The following is a 22,913-nucleotide window of genomic DNA, read 5'->3' on the forward strand; positions in this document are numbered from 1 at the left end:
ATCCAGACGTCCTTTTTGGCCCTGGATTGCTTCGCTGCGCTCGCAATGACGGAGACCGGTCAAGCCGCGTTGTAGCCGGCAACCGCCTTGACCTCGAGATACTCCTCAAGACCGAACTTGCCCCATTCGCGGCCGTTGCCGGACTGCTTGTAGCCGCCGAACGGTGCGGTGCGGTCGTTCGGGACGCCCTGCAGGTTGACGTTGCCGGCACGGATCTTGCGGCCGACCTCGCGGGCCTTCTCGATGGTTGGGGCGGAGACGTAGCCGGCGAGACCATAGGGCGTGTCGTTGGCGATCTTCACCGCCTCAGACTCGTCCTGCGCGCCGATGATGACGAGCACCGGTCCGAAGATCTCCTCGCGCGAGATGGTCATGTCGGGCTTGACGTCGGCGAAGATGGTCGGCCGCACATAGAAACCCTTGTTGACGCCCTCGGGCAGGCCCGGACCACCGGCGACGAGGGTGGCGCCCTCCTCGATGCCCTTGTTGATGAGCGCCTGGATCTTCTCCCACTGACCACGATTGACGACCGGACCGATCGTGGTGCCCTCCCCGCGGGGATCGCCGGCCTTGGTCTTGTCGGCGACGCCCTTGGCGATCGCGGCCACTTCCTTCATGCGCGCGGCCGGCACGATCATGCGCGACGGCGCGTTGCAGGACTGGCCGGAGTTGTTGAACATGTGCATGACGCCGCCGGCCACCGCCTTGACCAGATCGGCGCCCTCCAGGATCACGTTCGGCGACTTTCCGCCGAGCTCCTGGCTGACGCGCTTCACGGTCGGCGCGGCGCGCTTGGCGACGTCGATGCCGGCGCGGGTCGAGCCGGTGAACGAGATCATGTCAATGTCCGGATGCTCGCTCATCGCGGCGCCGACCTCCGGCCCAAGGCCGTTGATCAGGTTGAACACGCCCTTCGGCACGCCAGCTTCATGCAGAATCTCGGCGAAGATCAACGCTGAGGTCGGGGTGAACTCCGACGGCTTCAGGATCATGGTGCAGCCCGCGGCCAGCGCCGGCGCCACCTTGCAGGCGATCTGGTTGAGCGGCCAATTCCAGGGCGTGATCATGCCGACCACGCCGACCGGCTCGCGCACCACCACGGAGGCGGGCAGCGTCTCCTCGAACTCGTACTTCTTCAGTACGTCGAGCGTCGACATCAGGTGGCCGAGGCCGGCGCCGGCCTGCAGCTTCTCGGCCATCGGCAGCGGCGCGCCCATCTCGTCGGATACGGCGGCGCCGATCTCCTTCATGCGGCCCTTGTAGATCGCGATGATCTTCTCGAGCAGCGCGACCCGCTCCTCGCGCGAGGTCAGCGAGAAGGTCTCGAACGCGCGGCGGGCGGCGGCGACCGCCTTGTCCACATCGGCCTTGGAGCCCAGCGCAACCTCATACATCGCCTCTTCGGTGGCCGGATTGACCACCGGCGTGGACTTCTTGACGACCGGATCGACCCAGGCGCCATCGATGTAGAATTGCAGGCGATTGACCATCGGAAAACCTCTTCACGTCGGAAGCATATGGGAGGGCGGGAGCGTGCGGGCCAGCACCCTGGCACGAACGGTCCCCAGGTTGAACCCGCCACATGCGGGGACCGGGGTTGCGGATGGCTCGGATATAGGATCAACGCCACGACCGGCGCAAGCCAAGCCCCCGCTGCATCTTGACGCCATTTCCTTTTGCGCCGCAGCAAAACACGGCCTGACTGGAAGGTTTTTCCGGCTCCCAGAATTCCAGTTCGACCACGGCCGGTCGCCGAACATCCGCAGATTCATTTTGCGATGTGTGAACTGGTTCACAATCGGGCCCGATCGTCCCGGCTAATCTCTCCCCATCGGACACGCCGGCTCACCGAGACGTTGCCGGAAACGCTTTCATGACGAATGACTTCGTCAGGTTTTATTGAAGCCGCTTTTTAGCACCTAGCCCTTTTAACCCAAGTTGCGACGCCGTCTCCTTCATCCAGGTGAGGGAGACGGCGCATCTGTTTGTGCCGCGTGCCGCTACACCGCCATTTTCCGATGGCGCACCGGCGCGCCGGTCAGGCTTTCCGCCGCGTCAATGATGGCATTCGCATCCATGCCGTTGTGACGATAGAGATCGTCGATCGTGCCGGTCTGGCCGAACTTCTCGACCCCCAGCGCCTCGACGCGATGGCCACGGACCGAGCCGAGCCAGCCCAGCGTCGCCGGATGGCCGTCGATGACGGTGACAATGCCGCAATCGCGCGGCAGCGGTGCCAGTAGCTGCTCGACATGGCTGAGATGCTGCATACCGCGGCGATGCCGCCGCAGGCTGCGCGCCGCGGTCCATCCGGCATGCAGCCGGTCCGCCGAGGTGACGGCGAGCAGGCCGACGTCCCGCCGCGACTCCCCGATCAGCCCGGTCGCCTCGATCGCCTCCGGCGCAACCGCGCCGCTATAGGCGACGATCACCTCCGCATTCGGGCCCGGCCTGCGCAGCCAATAGGCGCCGGCGGCGATGTCGGCTTCCAGCTCCTGCGACATGATCCGCTGCGGCTGGTCGATGGTGCGGGTCGACAGCCGCAGATAGACCGAACCGCCCTCGCCCGCCGCGGCTTGCATGTGGGCAAAGCCCCATTTCATGATCGCGGCGAGCTCGTCGACGAAGGCCGGCTCGAACGACGACAGTCCGTCCTGCGCCATGCCGATCAGCGGGGTTGCGATCGACTGATGCGCGCCGCCCTCCGGTGCCAAGGTCACGCCCGACGGCGTCGCCACCACCATGAAGCGCGCATCCTGGTAGCAGGCGTAGTTCAGCGCATCGAGGCCGCGCTCGATGAAGGGATCATAGAGCGTGACGATCGGCAGCAGCCGCGCGCCGTTGATGGCATGCGACAGACCCAGCGCGGAGGCCATGATGAACAGGTTCATCTCGGCAATCCCCAGCTCGATGTGCTGGCCCTTCGGCGAGGCCGCCCAGTTGAAGGTCGACGGGATCTTCTCGCTGCGGAACAGGTCGGCCTTCTCGGCGCGGGCGAACAGCCCGCGGCGGTTGACCCAGGCGCCGAGATTGGTCGAGACCGTGACGTCGGGCGACGAGGTCACGATGCGCGAGGCCATCGCGCTATCGCTGCGGGCGAGGTCGTTGAGGATGAGGCCAAAGCCCTGCTGCGTCGACATCTGCGCCGCGGCGGTGAAGGTCAGCCGCTCCGGCACGTCGAGCACGGCATCGCTCAAGCGGCGACCATCGCGGTTGAACGGCACCGACGCCAGGAACGATTCCAGCGTCGCCGTATCCCGCTTCAGCCCTTCGAACTTGTCCCACTCGTGGCCGGGGCGGATGTTCTGATGGGCGCGCCATGTCTCCATCTGCGCGACCGTCATCAGCCCGGCATGATTGTCCTTGTGGCCCTGGAACGGCAGGCCGACGCCCTTGATGGTGTAGGCGATGAAGCAGACCGGGCGGTCGTGGTCGATGGATTCGAACGCCTCCAGCATGCTGGCCATGTCGTGGCCGCCGAGATTCGACATCAGCGCCAGCAGCTCGTCGTCGCTGCGGCTGTCGAGCAGCCGCGTCACGTCGCCCTGGTCGCCGATCTCGTCCTGGATGTGCTTACGAAAGGCCGCGCCGCCCTGGAAGCACAGCGCGGCGTAGAGCGCGTTGGGACAGTTGTCGATCCAGCGCCGCAGCGCTTCGCCGCCGGGCTCGGCGAAGGCCTCGCGCATCAGCCGGCCGTATTTCACGATCACCACGTCCCAGCCGAAATTGCGGAACATGGTCTCGAACTTCTCCCACAGGCCTTCGCGCACCACGGCGTCGAGGCTCTGACGGTTGTAGTCGACGATCCACCAGGTGTTGCGCAGGCCGTGCTTCCAGCCTTCGGCCAGCGCCTCGAAGATATTGCCCTCGTCCATCTCGGCATCGCCGACCAGCGCAATCATGCGGCCTTCGCGGCGGTCCTTCATCCAGCCATGCGCCTGCACATAGTCCTGCACCAGCGACGAGAACAGCGTCTGCGCCACGCCGAGGCCGACCGAGCCGGTCGAGAAGTCGACATCATCGACGTCCTTGGTCCGTGACGGATAGGATTGCGCGCCCTTGAAGCCGCGGAAGTTCTCCAGCTTCTCGCGGCTCTGCCGGCCAAACAGATATTGGATGGCATGGAAGACCGGGCTTGCATGCGGCTTCACGGCGATGCGGTCCTCGGGGCGCAGCACCGAGAAATACAGCGCCGACATGATGGTCGCGAGCGAGGCCGAGGAGGCTTGGTGACCGCCGACCTTCAGGCCGTCGATGTTGGGCCTGATGTGGTTGGCGTGGTGGATGGTCCAGGACGACAGCCAGAGCACCTTGCGGGTCAGCGCGTTCAGGATATCGAGACGGTCTGACGAGGCTGACGGCTTGGCCATGGCGCTGCTCCCGGCGGGGCGTGTTGGATTCGACAACCTTAATCCCGTCGCCCCGGCCAAAATTCTCAATTTTTCGCGCACAGGCCGACGTCATTGGGATATTTTCCCATCAGCCATCCATTTTCGGCAAAATGATCCCAATGCCCGACCTCGACGCCATCGACCGTAAGATCCTCGCCCACCTCCAGGCCGACGGCCGCATCACCATGCAGGAGCTCGCCGACAAGGTCGGCCTTTCGGTCTCGCCCTGCCACCGCCGCGTCAAGCTGCTGGAGGAGCGCGGCGTCATCACCCGCTATCTCGCGACCGTTGACCAGAAGGCCCTCGGGCTGCACGTCTCCGTCTTCATCTCGATCAAGCTGGCACGGCAGAAGGAAGAGGATCTCAAGCGGTTCGAGAAGGCGATCTCCGCCTGGCCCGAGGTGCTGGAATGCTATCTGATGACCGGCAATCGGGACTACCTGCTGCGCGTGGTGGCGGCGGATCTGTCGTCCTACGAGGCATTCCTGAAATCGAAGCTGACGCGACTCGACGGCATCGCCTCGATCGAGTCGAGCTTTGCGCTGAGCCAGGTGAAGTACTCGATCGCACTGCCGGTGTGAGGGGAGCCATCGCCACGATCTCAGCTGTCGTCCCTGCGAATGCAGGGACCCATACTCCGCAGCGTGCGTGGTGAGGAAAGACTGGTCCAACATCGTGCGCAACAACATCTCCCTGGGGTTATGGGTCCCTGCATTCGCAGGGACGACAGTGAAGAACTCCGCGTCGCTTTCCGCTTCCGTCATCGCGAGCGCGAGCGAAGCGATCCAGTGCCACACGAAGAGTTTGGCTTGCTTTAACCGGTTGGATTGCTTCGCTGCGAACGATGAAAGCGGAGAGTTTGTAGTACCCATCCCGCCCGGACCTCCGTCATTACGAGGAGCGCAGCGACGAAGCAATCCAGACCTCCTCCGCAGAGAGATCCTGGATTGCTTCGCGGCGCTCGCAATGACGCCCGAGGTCGCTTTCGTACTCACATCGTCAGACAGCACGTGCTGAACCATGCGAATGCACCACCGCGATCTCGCGGCGCGTTCTGCGTCCGAGCTTTGATTTCCAGCATCGCCCTCCTCCAAACAGAGGGCGCAGGGAAGGCCGGGCGCTGGCCGCGCCCGTGGCCCGCCTGCGGAAAAGAATGCAGGCGGCAGGTACCACAGGTCTGGCCGAACACGTCCGGCCCTCCCTGCGCAACGGTTTTAACGGCTGCTTCGCGTTCTCCCCGGTGCGCCGGCTTTTGGCCACCGTGCGCGCAACGCGCTTGTCGCGCATTGCGCGGGACACCAGCATCGGGGTGCCAGGACCGCGCGACTTGACCGTGCGTGCATCGCCGTTCGTCCGCGCGACTGATCACGCTGCAGCGAGACACGCCCATCGCATTCCGCTGCCGACGTCCATGACGACCGCGATACGTCCCCTCCGACGCAACGGAACGAGCGGACTGTAATGCTGATTTGACGAAATCGACAAGCGCTTTATTTTTGGCGGCAGGGACTGGACAGCATTTTGAGCGCGGGACCTGATTTGCCCGACGGGCCGTCGCACGACCAGCCAGACTGCCGCCCTTGCATTCGCAGCCATCCTTCGAGACGCCCGCCTGCGGCGGGCTCGTCAGGATGAGGTCCGATGCGTGTGCGCCCTGGTCGCGCCTGCGATGCGTCACAACGGAGGCCGTCATTGATCCAGATCAAACGCTCGCGGATATGCACATCGACCTCGATCAAATCCTTGATGTTCCTGGATTTGATCCAGATCAAACGGCCGCAAGCCAACCGCAGCATGGCCCAGACACGTCCATATTGGCCGTCAAAAAGCGCCACATCTCGCCGTCAGATTCTGCACCACAGCATGCGCTGAGACACGAGCGAAGGGGATCGCCGGACTAACAAGTCCAGATCCGGGGCTCGTGCGGTCGGCGCGATCGTGAAGAACAACACGCGTCCTGGAAAGCAATGCCAAACAACAGCGTCCAACGTTCGTCCCGACACGACTACGCGTCACACTATCGAGAAGCCCGGCCGCTCAGCCACGTGGCCGTGCAGGTTGCTCCAGCCAGATATCAACCGGCGGCACAGCCCGGCAGCCGCAGCACCGGACGGGCCGAGCGACGGTTCTGGCTGACGATGCAGACGATCATGTTGATCGTCGGCGTGCTCCTGGTGAACCTGCTGCTGTTCTTTCCTCCGCTCGGCATCGCCCTGATGTGGAATCTGCTGATTCCGATCGCACCGGCGCTGGTGACGATCTCGCCGGGCCTGTGGCGCAACATCTGCCCGATGGCGACCTTCCATCTGCTGCCGAACAAGATGGGCATCTCGCAGAACATCCGGATGCCGGAATGGGGCGCGGCGACCTTGGCGGTGATCGGCGTGACCCTGCTGTTCATCGTCGTGCCGATGCGGCGCATCGGGCTCAATGTCGACGGGCCGCTGACCGCGCTGATGCTGCTATCGGCCGCGTTCATGGCATTCGCGATGGGCTCGGTGTTCGAGATGCGTTCGGGATGGTGCACCTCGCTGTGTCCGATCCATCCGGTCGAGCGTCTCTACGGCACCAATCCGGCGCTCACCTTCAAGAACGCCCGCTGCAACATCTGCGAGGCCTGCAGCAATCCATGCCCGGACTCGACACCGGAGCTGACGCCGACCGCCGGCGTGCCCACCAAAGTGCAACAGTTCCTCGGCAACTTCCTGATCGGCAGTTTTCCGGGCTTCGTCTGGGGCTGGTTCCAGGTGCCGGACTATCCGCCGCAGCAGGTCGGCAGCGCCGAGATCGTCACCGCCTATGTCTGGCCGTTCGGGGCGGCCATCATCAGCTACATCCTCTTCAAGATCGGCGAGCACGTGCTGCGCTACAAGCCGGCCAGCCGCACCCGGATGCACCGCATCTTCGCGGCGGCCGCGATCAGCACCTACTACTGGTATCGCCTGCCCGGCCCGGCCTCGCTGCTGCCGGACTGGTTTCCGCTGGTCTCACATCTCGTCACGACGCCGTTCTTCTTCTGGTTCCTGGTGCTGCGCAACCCGAAGGTGAGCTGGCTGAAGCGGCCGGTGATGGCTTCGAACTACTGGTCGAGCCGGTTCGAGAGCACCGCCAACAAGAACCTGATCCGCGTCTCACCCGGCAAGGCGTGATCCCGCGGCTTGAATCCTTCCCACAGTCTCAGCGTCATCGATCGAGGAGTAGCCCATGTCGAACTTCAGGACCGTCACCGTCAAAGGCCGCCAGTTCCGCGTCCGCGCGGGTGACGTGCTGCTCGACGGCGCGCTGGCCAACGGCGTCGAAATTCCGTTCGACTGCCGCGCCGGCACCTGCGGCACCTGCATGGTTCACGTCGCCAAGGGCCAGACCGTGTGCGGGGAGACGCATACGCAGGGCATGATCTATGCGTGCCAGGCGCGCGTGGTGTCGGACCTCGACGTCGAGGTGGAGGACGTGCCGGAGATCGACATCAGCAAGGCGCGGCTCGTCGGCCTGCGCGAGGTCGCACCCGACATCATGGAGCTGATGATCGCACCCGAGAAGAGCATCAGCTATCTGCCGGGTCAGTACTTCAAGTTCACCTTCGCCGGCTATCCGGCGCGCGCCTACAGCCCGACCGCCTCGTTCGACGGCCGCATCGGCGGCCGCGTCATCCACCTCAACATCAAGAAGGTGCGCGGCGGCCGCGTGACGACCGCGCTCGGCAGCGGCATCCGCCCTGGGCACCGGCTGCGCGTCCAGGGCCCCTATGGGCATGCGTTCCTGCGTCCAGGCGGCGCCGGCCGGCTGATCCTCGCCGGCAGCGGCACCGGCTTCGCGCCGATCTGGGCCATCGCCGCCATGGCGCTGCGCGAGAACCGCAGCCGCCCGATGGTGATCATCGCCGGCGCCAAGAAGCTGCCGCAGCTCTACATGACGCCGATCCTGGCGCAGCTGGCGCGGCTGCCGAATATCACGATCATTCCGACGGTGGAGGAAGGCCCGATCAACCATCCCTCGATCCGCACCGGCCGCATCGAGCCGCACATGCCGACCTTGACGGCCTCCGACGTCGTCTATGCCTGCGGCTCGCCGCGCATGGTCACCGCGCTCGCCGGGATGGTCGAGAAGGCCGGCGCGACGTTCTACGCCGACCCGTTCGACTCCGCCCCGCCGGAGGCGCCGTCCGGCCTGATCGGACGCATCAAGACGCTGGTGGCGCGGCGTCCGGCCGAGGCGGAGCCGAGCCGCGACGCCGGCAAGAGCCGCGAGCCCTCGGTCGATCCGTTCGAGCGCGCGCTGTCGCTGGTACCGAAGGATCCGATCGACGACGATCTGGGCCTGCGCCGTCCTGAACCGCGGCGTAGCACGGCGGCGGAACGCGACCACGCGCTGTCACTGGTGCGCGAGCGGGCGCTGGGCGAACAAGCGCCATTGCAGGAGCGGCCGCGACGTGCCGTAGGGCAGATGGCGTCGGGGCATGTCTGAGATGTGACGCTGTCAGCTCCAAACTCGCCGTCACTCCGGGGCGCTCGCGTCAGCGAGCGAGCCCGGAGTCCATAACCACGAACCGCCGTGCTGAAGCGCGATCGCAACTCAAGCTGTCGGACTCACGACGGCTGCTGCGTATTGATTCCGGGCTCGCGCTGCGCGCGCCCCGGAATGACACCGAGGGTGTAGAGAGGGCGCGCCTCAAATCAGCTTCCGCCTTGCCAGGCTGCGCATCAGGGCGCCCAAGCCGAAGGTCCAGGGCTCGCATTCGTCGCTGTTGCGCATGCGGTTGACAAGGCGGCCGAGTTGCGGGGCCGAGATGGTGACGATGTCGTCGCGCTTGTGGGTGAAGCCTTGGCCCGGCGCGTCACGGTCCTTCACGGGGGCGAACATCGTGCCGAGGAACAGCGCGAAGCCGTCGGGATATTGATGCACGGCGCCGATGGTCTGGGCGACGAGATCGGTCGGATCGCGGCTGATCTTCGAGATCGATGAATGGCCGTCGAGCACGAAGCCGTCGCGGCCGGTGACGGTGAGCGCGACGTCCATCTTCCTGACGTCGTCGAGCGAAAAACTCTTGTCGAACAGGCGCAGCAGCGGACCGATGGCGCAGGAGGCGTTGTTGTCCTTGGCCTTGGACAACAGTAGGGCCGAGCGGCCCTCGAAGTCGCGCAGATTGACGTCGTTGCCGAGCGTGGCGCCGACGATTTTGCCGCGGCTCGACACCGCCAGCACGACCTCCGGCTCCGGATTGTTCCAGGTCGATTTCGGATGCAGCCCGGCATCCATGCCAGTGCCGACCGACGACAGCGTCGGCGCCTTGGTGAAGACCTCGGCATCGGGACCGATGCCGACCTCGAGATATTGGCTCCACGCATTCTGCTCGATCAGCACCTGCTTGAGGTGCATCGCCTGCTCCGAGCCCGGCTTGAGCTTGGAGAAATCGTCGCCGACCAGACGCACCACCTCCTTGCGGATCGCCTCGGCCGAAGCCGGATTGCCGCGCGCGCGCTCCTCGATGACGCGCTCCAGCATCGAGATCGCAAAGGTGACGCCGGCCGCCTTCAGCACCTGGAGATCGATCGGGGCGAGCAGCCAGGGCTTTGCGGGATCGCGGCGCTCCGGCGGCGTGTTGGCGAGGATGTCGGCGAGAGCGCCGATGCGCTCGCCTTTCATCGCGCGCAGGGCCGCAGCCGGATCGTCCTGCTCGCACAGCGCGCTGACGGTCGGGAATGCCGAGGTGACGTCGAACACGCCATCGTCGCGGACGGCGACGACCGCTGGTCCATCGACATCAGGCCGCCAGACCCGGCCGACCAGCGTGCCGCTGGTGCCATCGTCGGGCAGCATGGTCTCGGGCGTCAGATCGATCATGGCGGCGTGCTCCCTGTTGTTCTTGTTCGTCCGGGGCACACCTAGCATCGGCGGAAGCCGGCTCCAAGCCGCTCGACCTCGCGCCGGAAAGGATCGTCACGATCTCAGGGATTCGGCGAACTCTCGCCGGCCACCTGCAGCAATTGCGAGCGGCGCACGCGCTCGCGATGGGCGGTGTAGAGGCCGCTGGAGACGATGAAGGCGGCGCCAACCACGGTCCAGATGCTCGGCACCTCGCCGAACACGAAGAAGCCGAGCAGGCTGACCCACAGCAGCTGGGTGTAGGAGAACGGCGCCAGCACGGAGGCATCGGCGTAGCGGAACGCGAGCACCACGATCCACTGCCCCATCGTCGAGGCGACGCCGACCAGCACGCCGAAGCCGATGTCCTGCCATGATGGCGAAATCCACACGAACGGCACCATCGCCGACAGCAGGCACAGGCCGGCAATCGAGGAATAGGTCATGATGGCGATGGCGTGCTCGCGGCCGCTCATGATCCGCGTCATGATCAGGGTGCAGGCCCAGGAGAAGGCGGAGGCGATCGGGAACAGAGCGGCGAGATGGAACGCGCCGGTGCCGGGCCGGAGAATGATCAGCACGCCGCAGAGGCCGACCGCGGTCGCGATCCAACGGCGCAGGCCGACCTTCTCGCCGAGAAAGATGATCGAGAGCGCCGTGACGAACAGCGGCGCGACAAAGCCGGTGGCGGAGGCTTCCGCAATCGGCAGATAGCCGAGACCGGTGATGAAGAAGATCGACGAGCCGAGCAGTGCGACGCCGCGCAGGAGCTGGAATGTCAGCCGTTCCGTACGCAGCGCAAAACAGCGGCGAGCCCGGGATCATTGCCGGCACCATGATCAGCGCGAACACCGTGAAACGGATCCAGGTGATTTCGATCGCCGGCAGCGTCTTCGACAGATATTTGGCGGTCACGTCGGAGGTGCCGAGGAACACGGTCGAGAGCAGGATCAGGGCAATCCCGCGGAACGGCCGGTCCGTGCGCGCGGGCGCACGCTTGCGCGCCGCTGGCGGCTTCTGTGGCAGGGACGTCGGCACGTCGTCGAGCCGCGCGGCGGCTGCCGCGCTCGGTGGCGGGGTCACGGTCGAACTCGGGGATCTCGAGGCGAAACGAATCGGTGAGTGGCGACAAAACGCCAATCAGGCCGTCGCGACAACCCATTGAAAGCGGGCAGCATCTATGCATTGCCCACGCGCCCAGGTCGCAAACATCCGTAATTTTCCGTGATGCTGCACTACAACATAGGCAGACCGCGCGGCTTCGGCCCGCGCGGAAAAGCGCGATCGATCGTCGCAATGTCGGCGGCGGTCAGTGCGATGTCCCCTGCAGCGGCATTCTCCTCGGCATGGTCCGGGCGCGAGGCCTTGGGAATGGCGAGCAGCGAGGAGGCGCGGGTCAGGAAGGCGAGCGCGATCTGGCGCGGCGTGGCCCCGTGCTGCTCCGCGATTCGCTGCAGTACCTCGCCGCCGGCGCTGCGGCGCTCCGGAAAATCATCATGGCCGAACGGCGAATAGGCCACCACGGCGACGCCGTGCTGGCCGCACCAGGGAATGACCGCGTGCTCGATGGCGCGCTCCTGCAGATGATAGAGCACCTGGTTGCAGGCGATCCTGCCGTCACCCGCGACCTCCAGCAATTCGTCGAGATCGTCGACGTCGAAATTGCTGACGCCCCAGGAGGCGATCTTGCCGGCGGCCTTGAGCTCCTCGAATGCGGCGACGGTGTCCTCCAGCGGATAGGACCCCGGCCAATGCAGCAAGTAGCAGTCGAGCCGGTCCGTCCTCAGCCGCTTCAGCGAGCGCTCGCAGGCGGTGATGGTGCCCTTGCGCGAGGCGTTGCTCGGCAGCACCTTGGACACCAGGAACACCTCGTCGCGGCGCCCGGCGATGGCCTCGGCAATGATGAGTTCGGCATCGCCATACATCTCGGCGGTGTCGATGTGGGTGGCGCCCAGTTCGAGTCCGCGGCGAAGCGCCGCGATGGCGCGGCTGCGGTCACCGAAGTCGAAATGCCAAGTGCCCTGCCCGATCACGGAGACCGCAGGACCGTTGGTTCCGAATGTCTTGTGCTTCATGGGTGGGAGCATAGAGGATGAGGCACGTGGCGTCGACGTCTTGACTCCGTCGTTGCGAGGAGCCGCAGGCGACGAAGCAAAACGGGGGCCGCGCCCTCATCTGTCATGCCGCGAGCGAATGGCAATGAGCGAATAGGGATAACCTCTATTCTCTATTCTCTATTCTCTATTCTCTATTCCCTACTCGCCATTCGCCCCTGACCGTCGCTCCGGCTAACTCGCCGCCGCGATCGGCGGAGCGTTGGTCGGCGTCTGCGCGACCAGCCGCTTCATCTCGGGGATGCAGGAGCCGCAATTGGTGCCGGCCTTCAGCTGCGCGCCGATTGCGGCGGGCGTGCGCGCGCCGGAGGCGATCGCGTCACAGATCGTGTCACGGCCGACGCCGAAGCAGGCACAGACGATCGGCCCGCCGCCTGTCCCGTCCGGCGCGCGGCCGGACAGCAGCATGCGGCGCTGCTCGTCGTCGAGGCTGTCGGCCGCGAACATCGTCTTCACGACGTTCCAGTCGCCGGCGTCATGGCCGGGGCCGACGAACACGCAGGTCTCGATGCGGTCACCGGCAAAGGACGCGGCGCGATAGACGCCGCCGCCGACATCCATGTAGTCGGCGACATCGTCGCTGGCGCGCGCCTTGAACCAGGCCGGCCAGCGCATGAGATCGCCATTGTCGGCGAACAGATAGCCGAAGCCGCCCGGCACTGTCGCGCGCACCCACCACAGGCTGGACGGCAACGGCAACTCGCTGCGCGACAGGATGAAGCCGCGGAACACGTACTCATAGGGACTGATCGCGGCCGGCGTCGCCTTGGCCTCGGGCTGGCCGGAGAACGGATCGGTGTGCGAGGCGACCAGCCCGCCGACCCGGCCATGCGAGGAATTGCTCGCGTTCCAATGGATCGGCGCGAACAGCATGCCGCGCTGCTGGCGCTCGCTGACGACCACCTTGAGGATGCACTGGCCGTGCTCGGTCGTGACCTTGGCGAAGCCGTCATGCATCAGGCCATAGCGCAGCGCGTCGTCGGGATGCACCTCGACGAACGGCTCAGGCAGATGCGCCGAGAGCCGCGGACTGAGGCCGGTGCGCGTCATCGTGTGCCACTGGTCGCGGATACGCCCAGTATTCAGCCGCAAGGGCCGCGCGGCGGTCGTCTCGCTGCGCAGCGCCGGCACGTCAGGCGCGACGAAGCGGGCCTTGCGGTCGTTGGTAAAGAAGCTGCCGTCGGCAAAGACGCGCGGCTCGGGCGGCTTGCCGGCGCGCGCCGGCCACTGCACCGGCGCCATCGCCTCGTATTCCTCATCCGTCAGCGTCGCCAGCGCGCCGATGTCGAAATCGCGGCTGCCGTCGTTCTCGAACGCCGACAGCGCGGCGTGCTCGCGGAACACGTCGGCGGCGGAGTTGTAGTTGAAGGCGGAGGCGAAGCCGAGCCGCTTGCCGACCTCGCTCAGGATCCACCAATCGGGCTTGGCCTCGCCGGCCGGCGCCATGAAGGCGCGCTGGCGCGAGATGCGCCGCTCCGAATTGGTGACGGTGCCCGACTTCTCGCCCCAGGCCTGCGCGGGCAGCAGCACATGCACGCCGGCATCGACCGTGTCGTTGGCGCGGACATTCTCGGAGACGACGAACAATTCGAGCTTCTTCAGCGCGGCGCGGACGAGGTCGGCGTCCGGCAGCGACACCGCCGGATTGGTGCCGATCACCCACAACGCCTTGATCTGGCCGCGCGCGATCGCCTCGAACATCGCGACCGCCTTCAAGCCCTCATGGGTGGCGATGTCAGGCGCCTTCCAGAAGCGGCGGACCCGATCGATCTCCGGCGGCGTGAAGCTCATATGAGCGGCGAGCTGGTTGGCGAGGCCGCCGACCTCACGGCCGCCCATGGCATTGGGCTGGCCCGTCAAGGAGAACGGCCCCATGCCCGGCCTGCCGATCCGCGCTGTCGCGAGATGGCAATTCAGGATGGCATTGACCTTGTCGGTGCCCTGCGCCGACTGGTTGACGCCCTGCGAATACAGCGTGACGACCTTGGGCGTCTCGCGGAACAGCTTGAAGAAGGCGGCCACGTCCGTCTCGGACAGGCCGGTCGCGAGCGCGGTGGCGGCAGCGCTGCCCGCGAGGCTGCGGGCGCGCACGAGCGTCTCGTCGAAACCGCTGGTGTGGCGGGCAATGTAGTCGCGATCGAGCGCGCCGCTGTCGGCGAGATGCACCAGCAGGCCGGAGAACAGCGCTGCATCGGTGCCCGGCTTCAGGCCGAGGAACAGGTCCGCTTCGCTGGCGGTGTCGGTGCGGCGCGGATCGATGACGACGAATTTGGCGCCGCGATTCTGCTTGTTCGCCAGCATGCGCTGATACAGCACCGGGTGGCACCAGGCGGCATTGCTGCCGACGAAGACGAGCAGATCGGCCTGGTCGAGATCCTCATAGCTCCCGGGCACGGTATCGCTGCCGAAGGCGCGGCGATGGCCGGCGACCGAGGACGCCATGCACAGCCGCGAATTGGTGTCGACATTGGCCGAGCCGAGAAAGCCCTTCATCAGCTTGTTGGCGACGTAATAATCCTCGGTCAGCATCTGGCCGGAGAGATAGAACGCCACCGCATCCTCGCCGTCGCGGGCGACGATGTGCTTCAGACGGCTCGCGACGTGGTCGAGCGCATCGCTCCACGCCACCCGCTCCAGGCCGTGCTTGCAGCGGACCATCGGATACAGCAATCGGCTCTCGAGCCCGAGCGTCTCGCCGAGCGCCGAGCCTTTCGAGCAGAGCCGGCCGAGATTGGCGGGATGCACCGGATCGCCGGATATCGCGGCGCCGCCGCTGCCATCGGGCGTGGCGAGCACGCCGCAGCCGACGCCACAATAAGGACAGGCGGTGCGCACGGTGCGCAGCTTCGGATCGACAGTGGTCATCGTCGTGCGAATCCCCCTCACGCGGCCCTTGGCCGCGCCCCCGCGCGGCCGAACATCATCTCGGTCCGGATCGACGCAATCGGCTCGCGATTGCGGATCAGGTCGCGATACCAGAGCGCATCCTGAGTGTCGCCGATCAGCACGGCACCGGTGAGGCGGCCGTCGGCGATCACGAGCTTCTTGTAGATGCCGCGCCTGGCATCGTTGAGCACGATGGCCTCGCTGCCCTCGACACCGACGAAGTCACCGGCCGAGAACACCGCGACGCCGGACACCTTCAGATTGGTGGCGACCACGCTGCCCTGATAGGCTGCCTTGCGGCCGGCGAGATGCCGCGCGAGCACCCGCGCCTGCTCGTAGGCGGGCTCGACCAGCCCGTAACAGGTGCCGCGATGCTCGGCGCATTCGCCGAGCGCGGAGATGCCGGGCACCGAACTCTGCAGAGCATCGTCGACGACGATGCCGCGATTGACCGCAAGCCCCGCCTCCTTGGCGAGCGCCACGTTGGGCCTGATGCCGGCCGCGAAGATCACCGCATCCGCAGCCAGGCTCCGCCCGTCGGCGAGTTCGACACGCTCGACGCGGAGCTCGCCATGGATCGCCGCCGTGCTCGCCTGCAGCAGAACCTCGATGCCTTTGCGCTCGACCAGCACTTTCAACAGCGCCGCCGCCGAGGCATCGAGCTGCCGCTCCATCAGCCGGTCCATCAGGTGCAGCAGCGTCACCTTGGCGCCGGCACGCGCCAGGCCATAGGCCGCTTCCAGCCCGAGCAGTCCACCGCCGACCACAACCACGCGCGACTTCTTCGCAGCCAGGCTCAACAGCACGTCGGTGTCGCGGCTGTCGCGGAACGTATGCACCCCCGCCAGATCGGCGCCGGGCACCGGCAGCCGCAGCGGCAGCGAGCCGGTGGCTAGAACCAGGCGTGAGAACGCCATGTTCTCTTCGTTCTCGATCTCCAGCTCGCGGCGGCCGACATCGATGCGTGTGACCCGCGCGCCGTATTTCAGCGTCACGCCGCGCTCGCGCCACCACGTCGCAGGCTTGAGCTCGATCTCGTGCGATGCCGCCTCGCCGGCCAAGACCGACGACAGCAGCACGCGGTTATAGGCGAGCCGCGGCTCCTCGCCGATGACGGCGATCGCATAGCGGCCGAGGGCGGTCTGCGACAGCTCCTCGACCAGCTTCGCAGCGGCCATGCCGTTGCCGACGATGACGAGCGGCTCACTCAACGGGCCTACTCCGCTGCCTGTGCGTTGCCATAGGCTTCCGAAATCATGTAGCCGGACAGCGTCGCGTAGGCTGCGGTCCAGGCCTCGGCGACCTCGGGGGTCCAGGCCTCGCCGAGCCCCTTTTCGAGCGTCCACAGCAGCGCGGCGCCGACCACCGGGTAGTGCTCCGGCTTGGCACCATAGTTCACGTGGCGCTTGGCGAGTGCGCTTGCCGCCGGCAGCACCGAGTCCAGGTTCGACAGCCCGCCGACCACCACCGCCAGCGTGCCCATCAGCTTCTTGCGCTGTTCGGTCAAATCCACGGGAAACATCGCGCGCACCGGCGGCGCGACCTCGAACAGGCGATCATAGAACAGCACGGCGGCCTGTTCGGAGATCGGCGCGACCTTGGCGAAGCTCTCCTGAACGAGCGTGATCTGAGACGGGGTCATCGGCAATACCTTCCTTGAAATGGACGAGAGCCTGTTGGTCGTCTCACGCGGAGAGTGGTTCGATCCACTCTCCGAATGTCTCCTGCGTCACGCGGCCTCGACGAAGCGGTGGCGCTCGTAGAGGAACTCGAGCACCCGCTGTCGGCACTTCACATAGGTCGCGTTGGTCGCGAGCTCGAGCCGCTTGCGCGGCCGCGGCAGCGCGACCTCGAGCACCTCGCCGATATGCGCGCTCGGGCCGTTGGTCATCATGACGATGCGGTCCGACAGCAGCACGGCCTCGTCGACATCGTGGGTGATCATCAGGATGGTGTTACCGAGCTTCTGATGCAGCGCCATCACCGAATCCTGTAGATGCGCCCGCGTCAGCGCGTCGAGCGCGCCGAACGGCTCGTCGAGCAGCAGCACTTTCGGCTCCATCGCCAGCGCCCGCGCGATGCCGACGCGCTGCTTCATGCCGCCGGAGATCTCGTTGGGCCGCTTGTCCTTGGCATGCGCCATCTGCACGAGGTTGAGATTGTGCATGGTCCAGGCATCGCGTTCGGCGCGGGTCTTGGTCTTGGCGAACACCTTGTCGACGCCGAGGCGCACGTTCTCATAGACCGTCAGCCAGGGCAGCAGGCTGTGGTTCTGGAACACTACGGCGCGGTCGGGCCCCGGCGAATTGACCTCGCGCTCCTCCAGCAGAACGCCGCCTGACGTCGCGGTCGTGAGGCCGGCGACGATGTTGAGCATCGTCGACTTGCCGCAGCCGGAATGGCCGATGATCGAGACGTACTCGCCCTTCTCGATCGTCAGGTTGATGTCCTTCAGCACTTCGGTCGTGGTGGCGCCGCGGGTGAAAGACTTGTCGACGTGATCGAGCTTCAGATAGGCCATGATCCAATCCCTCTCAGTTCGTCGCGGTGCCGCGGGTGACGACCTTGCCGACAATCGCGATCAGGCGATCGAGCACGAAGCCGATGATACCGACATAGAACAGCGCCAGGATGATCTCGCTGATATGCGAGGAATTCCACGCGTCCCAGATGAAGAAGCCGATGCCGACGCCGCCGATCAGCATCTCGGCGGCGACGATGGCGAGCCAGGACAGGCCGATGCCGATGCGCAGGCCGGTGAAAATATAGGGAGCGGCCGCCGGGATCATGATCTTGGCGAAGAACTCCAGCGGATTGAGCTGCACCACCGCGGCAACGTTGCGATAGTCCTGCGGAATGTTGCGGATGCCGACCGCGGTGTTGATGATGATCGGCCACACCGAGGTGATGAAAATGACGAAGATCGCCGACGGCTGGCCATCGCGGAACGCCGCCAGCGACAGCGGCAGCCAGGCGAGCGGCGGGATCGTGCGCAGCACCTGGAAGATCGGATCGAGCCCGCGCATCGCCCAGACCGACTGGCCGATCAGCGTGCCGATCGCGACGCCGACGATGGCGGCAATGGCATAGCCGATCGCGACACGGCGGAGGCTCGCCTCAAGATGCCAGAACAGGCCCTTGTCGATGCCGCCATGGTCGAAGAACGGATCGAAGATCAGTTCGCGCGTATCCGAAAACACGCGCGATGGCGGCGGCAGCGCCGAGCCGGCGCGGCGGCACAACAGCTCCCAGACGACGAGGAACAGCACCAGCACGATCAGCGGCGGCACCACGCGCACCGCAGCCTCGCGGGCCATCTTCACATAGCGCTCAGCCTTCGGCGGCTGCTTCGGCGTCATCGTCACGACCGACGCAGAGCTGGACGTCGACGTGGACGCGGTCGGCACGACCTTGGGCGCGCTATCATTGATCAACGCTGGCATGGACATCGGAAGCCTTTCTCCGTGCAATGAGAGGAGCCGCGCGCCGGTCGCGCGCGGCATGAGGTCCTGATCAGGCGTCGACGCGCTTGATCGACAGCGACTTCAGATAGGCGGCAGGATCTTCGGGATCGAACACCTTGCCGTCGAAGAACGTCTCCTTGCCGCGCGACTTGGAGGTCGGGATCTCGCTGGCGGCGACGTTCATTTCCTTGGCCGCCTCGCGCCAGATGTCCTCGCGGTTGACCTTGGCGATCAACGCCTTGGCGTCGAATCCCGCTTCGTACTTGCCCCAGCGGATGTCCTCGGTGATGAACCAGAGATCGTGGCTCTGGAACGGATAGGAGGCGAAGTCGCGCCAGTACTTCATGATGTGCGGCGAGTTCTCGACCACCTTGCCGGTGCCGTAGTCGAACTTGCCGGCCGAGCGTCCGGCGACGTCCTCGACCGGGCAGTTCATCCACTGCCGCTTCGCCATGATGGTCGCAAGCTCCTGCTTGTTCTCCATCTTGTCGCACCATTGCTGGGCTTCCATGACCGCCATGGTCAGCGCCTTCGCGGCCTTCGGATATTTGTCGACGAAGGCTGAGCGCATCGCGAAGGACTTTTCGGGATGCTTGTTCCAGATCTCGCCGGTCGTCACCGCCGTGTAGCCGATGCCCTGGTTGACGAGCTGCGCATTCCACGGTTCGCCGACGCAGAAGCAGTCCATGGTGCCGACCTTCATGTTGGCCACCATCTGCGGCGGCGGCACCACGATGGTCTCGATGTCCTTGTCGGGATCGATGCCGCCGGCCGCGAGCCAGTAGCGGATCCACAAATCGTGCGTGCCGCCCGGGAAGGTCATCGCGGCCTTCACGGCCTTGCCGGAAGCCTTCTTCTTTTCGAGAGCGGCCTTGAACGGCGCGGTGTCGAGGCCAAGCTTGAGGTCGGCATATTCCTTGGCGACGGAGATGCACTGCGCATCGAGATTGAGCCGCGCCAGGATGTACATCGGCGTCGGCTGATTGTTCTGCGTCACCTTGCCCGACGAGATCAGATACGGCATCGGCGTCAGAATATGCGCGCCATCGATGCCATTGCCTTCGGAGCCCAGCACGAGGTTGTCGCGCGTCGTCCCCCACGAGGCCTGCTTCTGCACGTCGACATCGGGCATGCCGTATTTGGCGAACATGCCCTTGTCCTTGGCGACGAACAGCGGGCCGGCGTCACTCAGGGCGATGAAACCGAGCTTGGCGCTGGTGACTTCCGGCCCTGCGCCTTGCGCAAACGCTCCGCCAGGCAGGTTCAGCTTCGCCGCGGCGAGCAGCGCAGCCGTGCCGGCGCCGGCCTTGAGAAGCTGACGACGGCTGAGGCCGTTGCGGCGAGCAGGATTGGCAGTCTTCGTCATGAGTGCTGTCGTCCTTTGTCTGAAAAGCGCTCGATGGGTTGAAGGGCCCGTCCGCCAGTCGCCGATCGATCGCGCACAGGGGCGCGTTCCGAGGGATGCCTCGGAGGGGCAGCGTCAGATGTCGGATGGGGTTTGCGCAGACGGCATCGATGGCGTCAGAGCCATCTATTCAAGCTTTGTGCCAGCGATCGAATGAGTAGGACTTTCTGATAAAACAATAGCTTAGTCAAAATCACCAGCGCCTGCGGACCACCGCAATCGCACGCAAAATTTGCGATTCGCCCACTTCCTGTGCGTTGCACAAAAAGTGGGCGCCTTCATTTGTCCTACTCCGCTGCGGCCGTTGCGGGCTTCGCCAACATCGGTTTGGGAGCGGTGCCGACGCCAGGCTTCATGCGGAATTCGTAGGTCATCAGGTGCCACGGAGAGGCTGCCAGCTTGCCGTCGGGCATCACCGGATCGGTCTGCTGACTCACCGTCGCGACCAACTCGTCCTTCACGCCGAAGACCACGTCGCTATCGAGATACGCATCGCCGCCGATGAAGACATGGGTGATCAGCGGCTCATAGCCCGCGGCATCCACCAGGAAATGGACATGGGCCGGCCGCATCGGATGTCGCTTGGTCGCGAGGATCAGCTGGCCGACCGGACCATCCGTCGGGATCGGATAGCTGCAGGGCAGGATGGTGCGGAAGAAAAAGCGTCCGTCCGCATCGGTGATGAACCGCGCCCGCGACGACGGGCCGTCCGCATCATAGGCCGGCCGCTGTGAATCGTAGAAGCCTTCATCATCGGCATGCCACACGTCGACAGCCGCGCCCGCGAGCGGCGCACCGGAAAGATCGGTGACGCGCCCCTGAACGAACATCTTCTCGCCCTTCAGGTTTGCGGAGATATCGGCGCCATGCGGCATCTGCCGATGCTCGCCGACGTAAAACGGGCCGAGCACCGTGGTCTCGGTCGCGCCAGCGCGCTCCCGGTGGTTGATCGCGTCGACCAGCATGGACACGCCGAGCACATCCGACAGCAGGATGAACTCCTGCCGGCTGGCGGTGCAGGTCTGTCCCGTCCGGGTCAGGAATTCGATCGCGGCGGCCCATTCGTCGAAGGTCAGATTGGTCTTGCGGACATAGTCGTGAAGCGAGGTCACAAGCTCCTGCAGCAGGAATTTCACGCGGCTGTCGGGCGTCTGGTCGAAGCTTGCGACGACCGCGTCGGTAAGCTCGGCTTCATTGAATTGGGTCATTGGCAGTCCTCCCGGCGGCTGACGCTACATCAGCCCGGCAGGCGCTGCCATTGGAGACCGGGCAATTTTCCGCTATCACCCGACTCCTCGCTTGCGCCAGGCCGCCACGCGCGCGAGCCACGAAAATCGAACGACAGCGGAGACGCCCGATGCACGCCCCCACCCCCGCCTCGCCCGACTCCGTCGGCATGTCCAAAGCCGCGCTCGACCGCATCGACGCCCATCTCAGGGAACGCTATGTCGACGCAGGCCGCTTTCCCGGCACTCAACTCCTGGTCTACCGCCGCGGCAAGATCGTGCACGCGAGTTCGCTCGGCTACGCCGATGTCGAGCGCAAAGTGCCGGTCAAAGATCACACGATCTATCGCATCTATTCGATGACCAAGCCGATCACCTCGGTCGCCTTCATGATGCTGGTCGAGCAAGGCAAGGTCGCGCTCGACGAGCCGGTCGCCAAATACATTCCGGAGTGGAGGAATCTCGGCGTGTTCGTCGCCGGCACCGCGCCGGCCTTCATCAGCCGGCCGCCGACGCGGCCGATGCTGATCGTCGACCTGTTGCGCCATACCTCCGGCCTCACCTACGGCTTCCAGCAGCGCTCCAATGTCGATGCGGCCTATCGCGAGGCGAAGATCGGCGCGGTCGAAAAGGCCGGCACGCTGCAGTCGATGATCGACGATCTGGCGCGGATCCCGCTGGAGTTCTCGCCCGGCGAGGCCTGGAACTACTCCGTCTCCACCGACGTGATCGGCTATCTCGTCGGCAAGATCGCGGACAAGCCGTTCGAGCAATTTCTCAAGGAGCGCATCTTCGATCCGCTCGGCATGACCGATACCGACTTTCACGTCCCGGCCGCGAAGGCGCACCGGCTGGCGGCCTGCTATTCGGCTGACGCCGGCGGCGCCTTGTCGTTTCACGCCGCCGACCGCAAAGGCGGGCTGACCTTGCAGGATGATCCCGCGACCAGCTCGTTCCTGAGCCCGCCCGAGTTCATCTCCGGCGGCGGCGGCCTGTGCGCGACGACGGCCGACTATCTGACGTTCTGCCGCGCGCTGATCAATGGCGGCGAGGTCGGCGGCGTCCGGCTGCTCGGACCGAAGACCTTGAAGCTAATGACATCCAACCATCTGCCCGGCGGCGTCGACCTGCCGGCGCTGTCGCGGTCGATGTTCGCCGAGGCCGCCTATAACGGCATCGGCTTCGGCCTGGGCTTCTCGGTCACGATGGATCCTGCGAAGACATTGATTGCCGGCAGCCCCGGCGAATATGCCTGGGGCGGCGCCGCCTCCACGGCGTTCTGGATCGACCCGGCGGAAGAGCTGATCACGATCTTCATGACCCAGGTGCTGCCGTCGAATGCCTACCCGATCCGGCGCGAGCTGCGCACCATGGTCTATGCCGCCATCACCGAGAGCAATCTGTAGCAGCCAGACCGGGCACTGCGCCCGCGGATGGAACCGGGGATCGCCGCGCAATGAGCTTGGCGCGGGTGCGCCACTCTCTTATGCTTATGATGCAAACGGCTGCAGCCGCCGGGCCATGCGGATGCAGCCGTTTGCGGCCTGACACCGGGCCGTCATCGC

The 22,913-nt window shown here is 65.6% G+C and carries 16 protein-coding genes and 1 pseudogene; 4 read left to right on the plus strand and 13 right to left on the minus strand.

Features of this window, described 5'->3' with window-relative positions:
• Positions 1–59: 59 nt before the first annotated feature.
• Positions 60–1,490: an aldehyde dehydrogenase family protein gene (locus ACVIJ6_RS36045; protein WP_456776639.1), complete on the minus strand. Its 1,431-nt coding sequence runs from the start codon at positions 1,488–1,490 to the stop codon at positions 60–62.
• A gap of 510 nt (positions 1,491–2,000) precedes the next feature.
• On the minus strand, positions 2,001–4,370 hold the full coding sequence (locus tag ACVIJ6_RS36050) for a transketolase (RefSeq protein ID WP_456776640.1): 2,370 nt from the start codon (positions 4,368–4,370) through the stop codon (positions 2,001–2,003).
• Positions 4,371–4,510: 140 nt separating this feature from the next.
• Between ACVIJ6_RS36050 and ACVIJ6_RS36055 the strand changes: the two genes are divergently transcribed.
• Positions 4,511–4,972: an Lrp/AsnC family transcriptional regulator gene (locus ACVIJ6_RS36055; RefSeq protein WP_456776641.1), complete on the plus strand. Its 462-nt coding sequence runs from the start codon at positions 4,511–4,513 to the stop codon at positions 4,970–4,972.
• Between the two features lie 909 nt (positions 4,973–5,881).
• On the opposite strand, the gene ACVIJ6_RS36060 is transcribed toward ACVIJ6_RS36055, so the two are convergent.
• Positions 5,882–6,187 carry a hypothetical protein gene (locus ACVIJ6_RS36060; protein WP_456776642.1) on the minus strand — a complete coding sequence of 102 codons (306 nt, stop codon included), beginning with the start codon at positions 6,185–6,187 and terminating at the stop codon, positions 5,882–5,884.
• Positions 6,188–6,436: 249 nt separating this feature from the next.
• Here ACVIJ6_RS36060 and ACVIJ6_RS36065 point away from each other — a divergent pair, with 249 nt between their 5' ends.
• A complete protein-coding gene (locus ACVIJ6_RS36065) occupies positions 6,437–7,540 on the plus strand; it encodes a ferredoxin (protein ID WP_456776643.1) in 1,104 nt (367 codons plus the stop codon).
• Between the two features lie 55 nt (positions 7,541–7,595).
• Positions 7,596–8,855, plus strand: coding sequence for a 2Fe-2S iron-sulfur cluster-binding protein (locus ACVIJ6_RS36070; protein WP_456776644.1), 1,260 nt, complete (start codon positions 7,596–7,598; stop codon positions 8,853–8,855).
• A 204-nt stretch (positions 8,856–9,059) separates the two neighbouring features.
• Here the strand turns inward: ACVIJ6_RS36070 and ACVIJ6_RS36075 are convergent, their stop codons facing one another.
• The 10 genes and pseudogenes from ACVIJ6_RS36075 to ACVIJ6_RS36120 all read right to left on the minus strand — a co-directional run bounded on the left by ACVIJ6_RS36075 (position 9,060) and on the right by ACVIJ6_RS36120 (position 21,330).
• Positions 9,060–10,232 carry a fumarylacetoacetate hydrolase family protein gene (locus ACVIJ6_RS36075; RefSeq protein WP_456776645.1) on the minus strand — a complete coding sequence of 391 codons (1,173 nt, stop codon included), beginning with the start codon at positions 10,230–10,232 and terminating at the stop codon, positions 9,060–9,062.
• Positions 10,233–10,336: 104 nt separating this feature from the next.
• Positions 10,337–11,291, minus strand: a pseudogene (locus ACVIJ6_RS36080) (DMT family transporter).
• 197 nt (positions 11,292–11,488) lie between these two features.
• Complete coding sequence (locus ACVIJ6_RS36085; protein WP_456776646.1) at positions 11,489–12,328, minus strand: aldo/keto reductase; 840 nt, start codon at positions 12,326–12,328, stop codon at positions 11,489–11,491.
• 213 nt (positions 12,329–12,541) lie between these two features.
• Positions 12,542–15,232, minus strand: coding sequence for a nitrate reductase (locus tag ACVIJ6_RS36090; RefSeq protein ID WP_456776647.1), 2,691 nt, complete (start codon positions 15,230–15,232; stop codon positions 12,542–12,544).
• A 17-nt stretch (positions 15,233–15,249) separates the two neighbouring features.
• Positions 15,250–16,464, minus strand: a complete 1,215-nt coding sequence (locus ACVIJ6_RS36095; RefSeq protein WP_456776648.1) for an NAD(P)/FAD-dependent oxidoreductase — start codon at positions 16,462–16,464, stop codon at positions 15,250–15,252.
• A 5-nt stretch (positions 16,465–16,469) separates the two neighbouring features.
• Positions 16,470–16,895: a globin family protein gene (locus tag ACVIJ6_RS36100; protein ID WP_456776649.1), complete on the minus strand. Its 426-nt coding sequence runs from the start codon at positions 16,893–16,895 to the stop codon at positions 16,470–16,472.
• Between the two features lie 87 nt (positions 16,896–16,982).
• The gene (locus ACVIJ6_RS36105; protein WP_456777159.1) at positions 16,983–17,777 is read right to left on the minus strand and encodes an ABC transporter ATP-binding protein; all 795 of its coding nucleotides are present in this window, start codon (positions 17,775–17,777) and stop codon (positions 16,983–16,985) included.
• 10 nt (positions 17,778–17,787) lie between these two features.
• The gene (gene ntrB / locus ACVIJ6_RS36110) at positions 17,788–18,702 is read right to left on the minus strand and encodes a nitrate ABC transporter permease (protein WP_456776650.1); all 915 of its coding nucleotides are present in this window, start codon (positions 18,700–18,702) and stop codon (positions 17,788–17,790) included.
• A 64-nt stretch (positions 18,703–18,766) separates the two neighbouring features.
• A complete protein-coding gene (locus ACVIJ6_RS36115) occupies positions 18,767–20,083 on the minus strand; it encodes a CmpA/NrtA family ABC transporter substrate-binding protein (RefSeq protein ID WP_456776651.1) in 1,317 nt (438 codons plus the stop codon).
• Positions 20,084–20,409: 326 nt separating this feature from the next.
• Entirely contained in the window at positions 20,410–21,330 is a 921-nt protein-coding gene (locus ACVIJ6_RS36120) for an intradiol ring-cleavage dioxygenase (RefSeq protein WP_456776652.1), read from the minus strand.
• Between the two features lie 149 nt (positions 21,331–21,479).
• On the opposite strand from ACVIJ6_RS36120, the gene ACVIJ6_RS36125 reads away from it, so the two are divergent.
• Positions 21,480–22,754 carry a serine hydrolase domain-containing protein gene (locus ACVIJ6_RS36125; protein WP_456776653.1) on the plus strand — a complete coding sequence of 425 codons (1,275 nt, stop codon included), beginning with the start codon at positions 21,480–21,482 and terminating at the stop codon, positions 22,752–22,754.
• Positions 22,755–22,913: the final 159 nt, after the last annotated feature.

It is taken from the genome of Bradyrhizobium sp. USDA 4369, from assembly GCF_054056435.1.

What these genes read in the sequence shown, in the direction of transcription:
- ACVIJ6_RS36050 (WP_456776640.1), bottom strand. Translation starts at nt 4,370, where the DNA reads ATGGCCAAGCCGTCAGCCTCGTCAGACCGTCTCGATATCCTGAACGCG.
- ACVIJ6_RS36060 (WP_456776642.1), bottom strand. Translation starts at nt 6,187, where the DNA reads ATGCTGCGGTTGGCTTGCGGCCGTTTGATCTGGATCAAATCCAGGAAC.
- ACVIJ6_RS36070 (WP_456776644.1), top strand. Translation starts at nt 7,596, where the DNA reads ATGTCGAACTTCAGGACCGTCACCGTCAAAGGCCGCCAGTTCCGCGTC.
- ntrB (WP_456776650.1), bottom strand. Translation starts at nt 18,702, where the DNA reads ATGTCCATGCCAGCGTTGATCAATGATAGCGCGCCCAAGGTCGTGCCG.
- ACVIJ6_RS36090 (WP_456776647.1), bottom strand. Translation starts at nt 15,232, where the DNA reads ATGACCACTGTCGATCCGAAGCTGCGCACCGTGCGCACCGCCTGTCCT.
- ACVIJ6_RS36125 (WP_456776653.1), top strand. Translation starts at nt 21,480, where the DNA reads ATGCACGCCCCCACCCCCGCCTCGCCCGACTCCGTCGGCATGTCCAAA.
- ACVIJ6_RS36075 (WP_456776645.1), bottom strand. Translation starts at nt 10,232, where the DNA reads ATGATCGATCTGACGCCCGAGACCATGCTGCCCGACGATGGCACCAGC.
- ACVIJ6_RS36045 (WP_456776639.1), bottom strand. Translation starts at nt 1,490, where the DNA reads ATGGTCAATCGCCTGCAATTCTACATCGATGGCGCCTGGGTCGATCCG.
- ACVIJ6_RS36055 (WP_456776641.1), top strand. Translation starts at nt 4,511, where the DNA reads ATGCCCGACCTCGACGCCATCGACCGTAAGATCCTCGCCCACCTCCAG.
- ACVIJ6_RS36100 (WP_456776649.1), bottom strand. Translation starts at nt 16,895, where the DNA reads ATGACCCCGTCTCAGATCACGCTCGTTCAGGAGAGCTTCGCCAAGGTC.
- ACVIJ6_RS36120 (WP_456776652.1), bottom strand. Translation starts at nt 21,330, where the DNA reads ATGACCCAATTCAATGAAGCCGAGCTTACCGACGCGGTCGTCGCAAGC.
- ACVIJ6_RS36115 (WP_456776651.1), bottom strand. Translation starts at nt 20,083, where the DNA reads ATGACGAAGACTGCCAATCCTGCTCGCCGCAACGGCCTCAGCCGTCGT.
- ACVIJ6_RS36085 (WP_456776646.1), bottom strand. Translation starts at nt 12,328, where the DNA reads ATGAAGCACAAGACATTCGGAACCAACGGTCCTGCGGTCTCCGTGATC.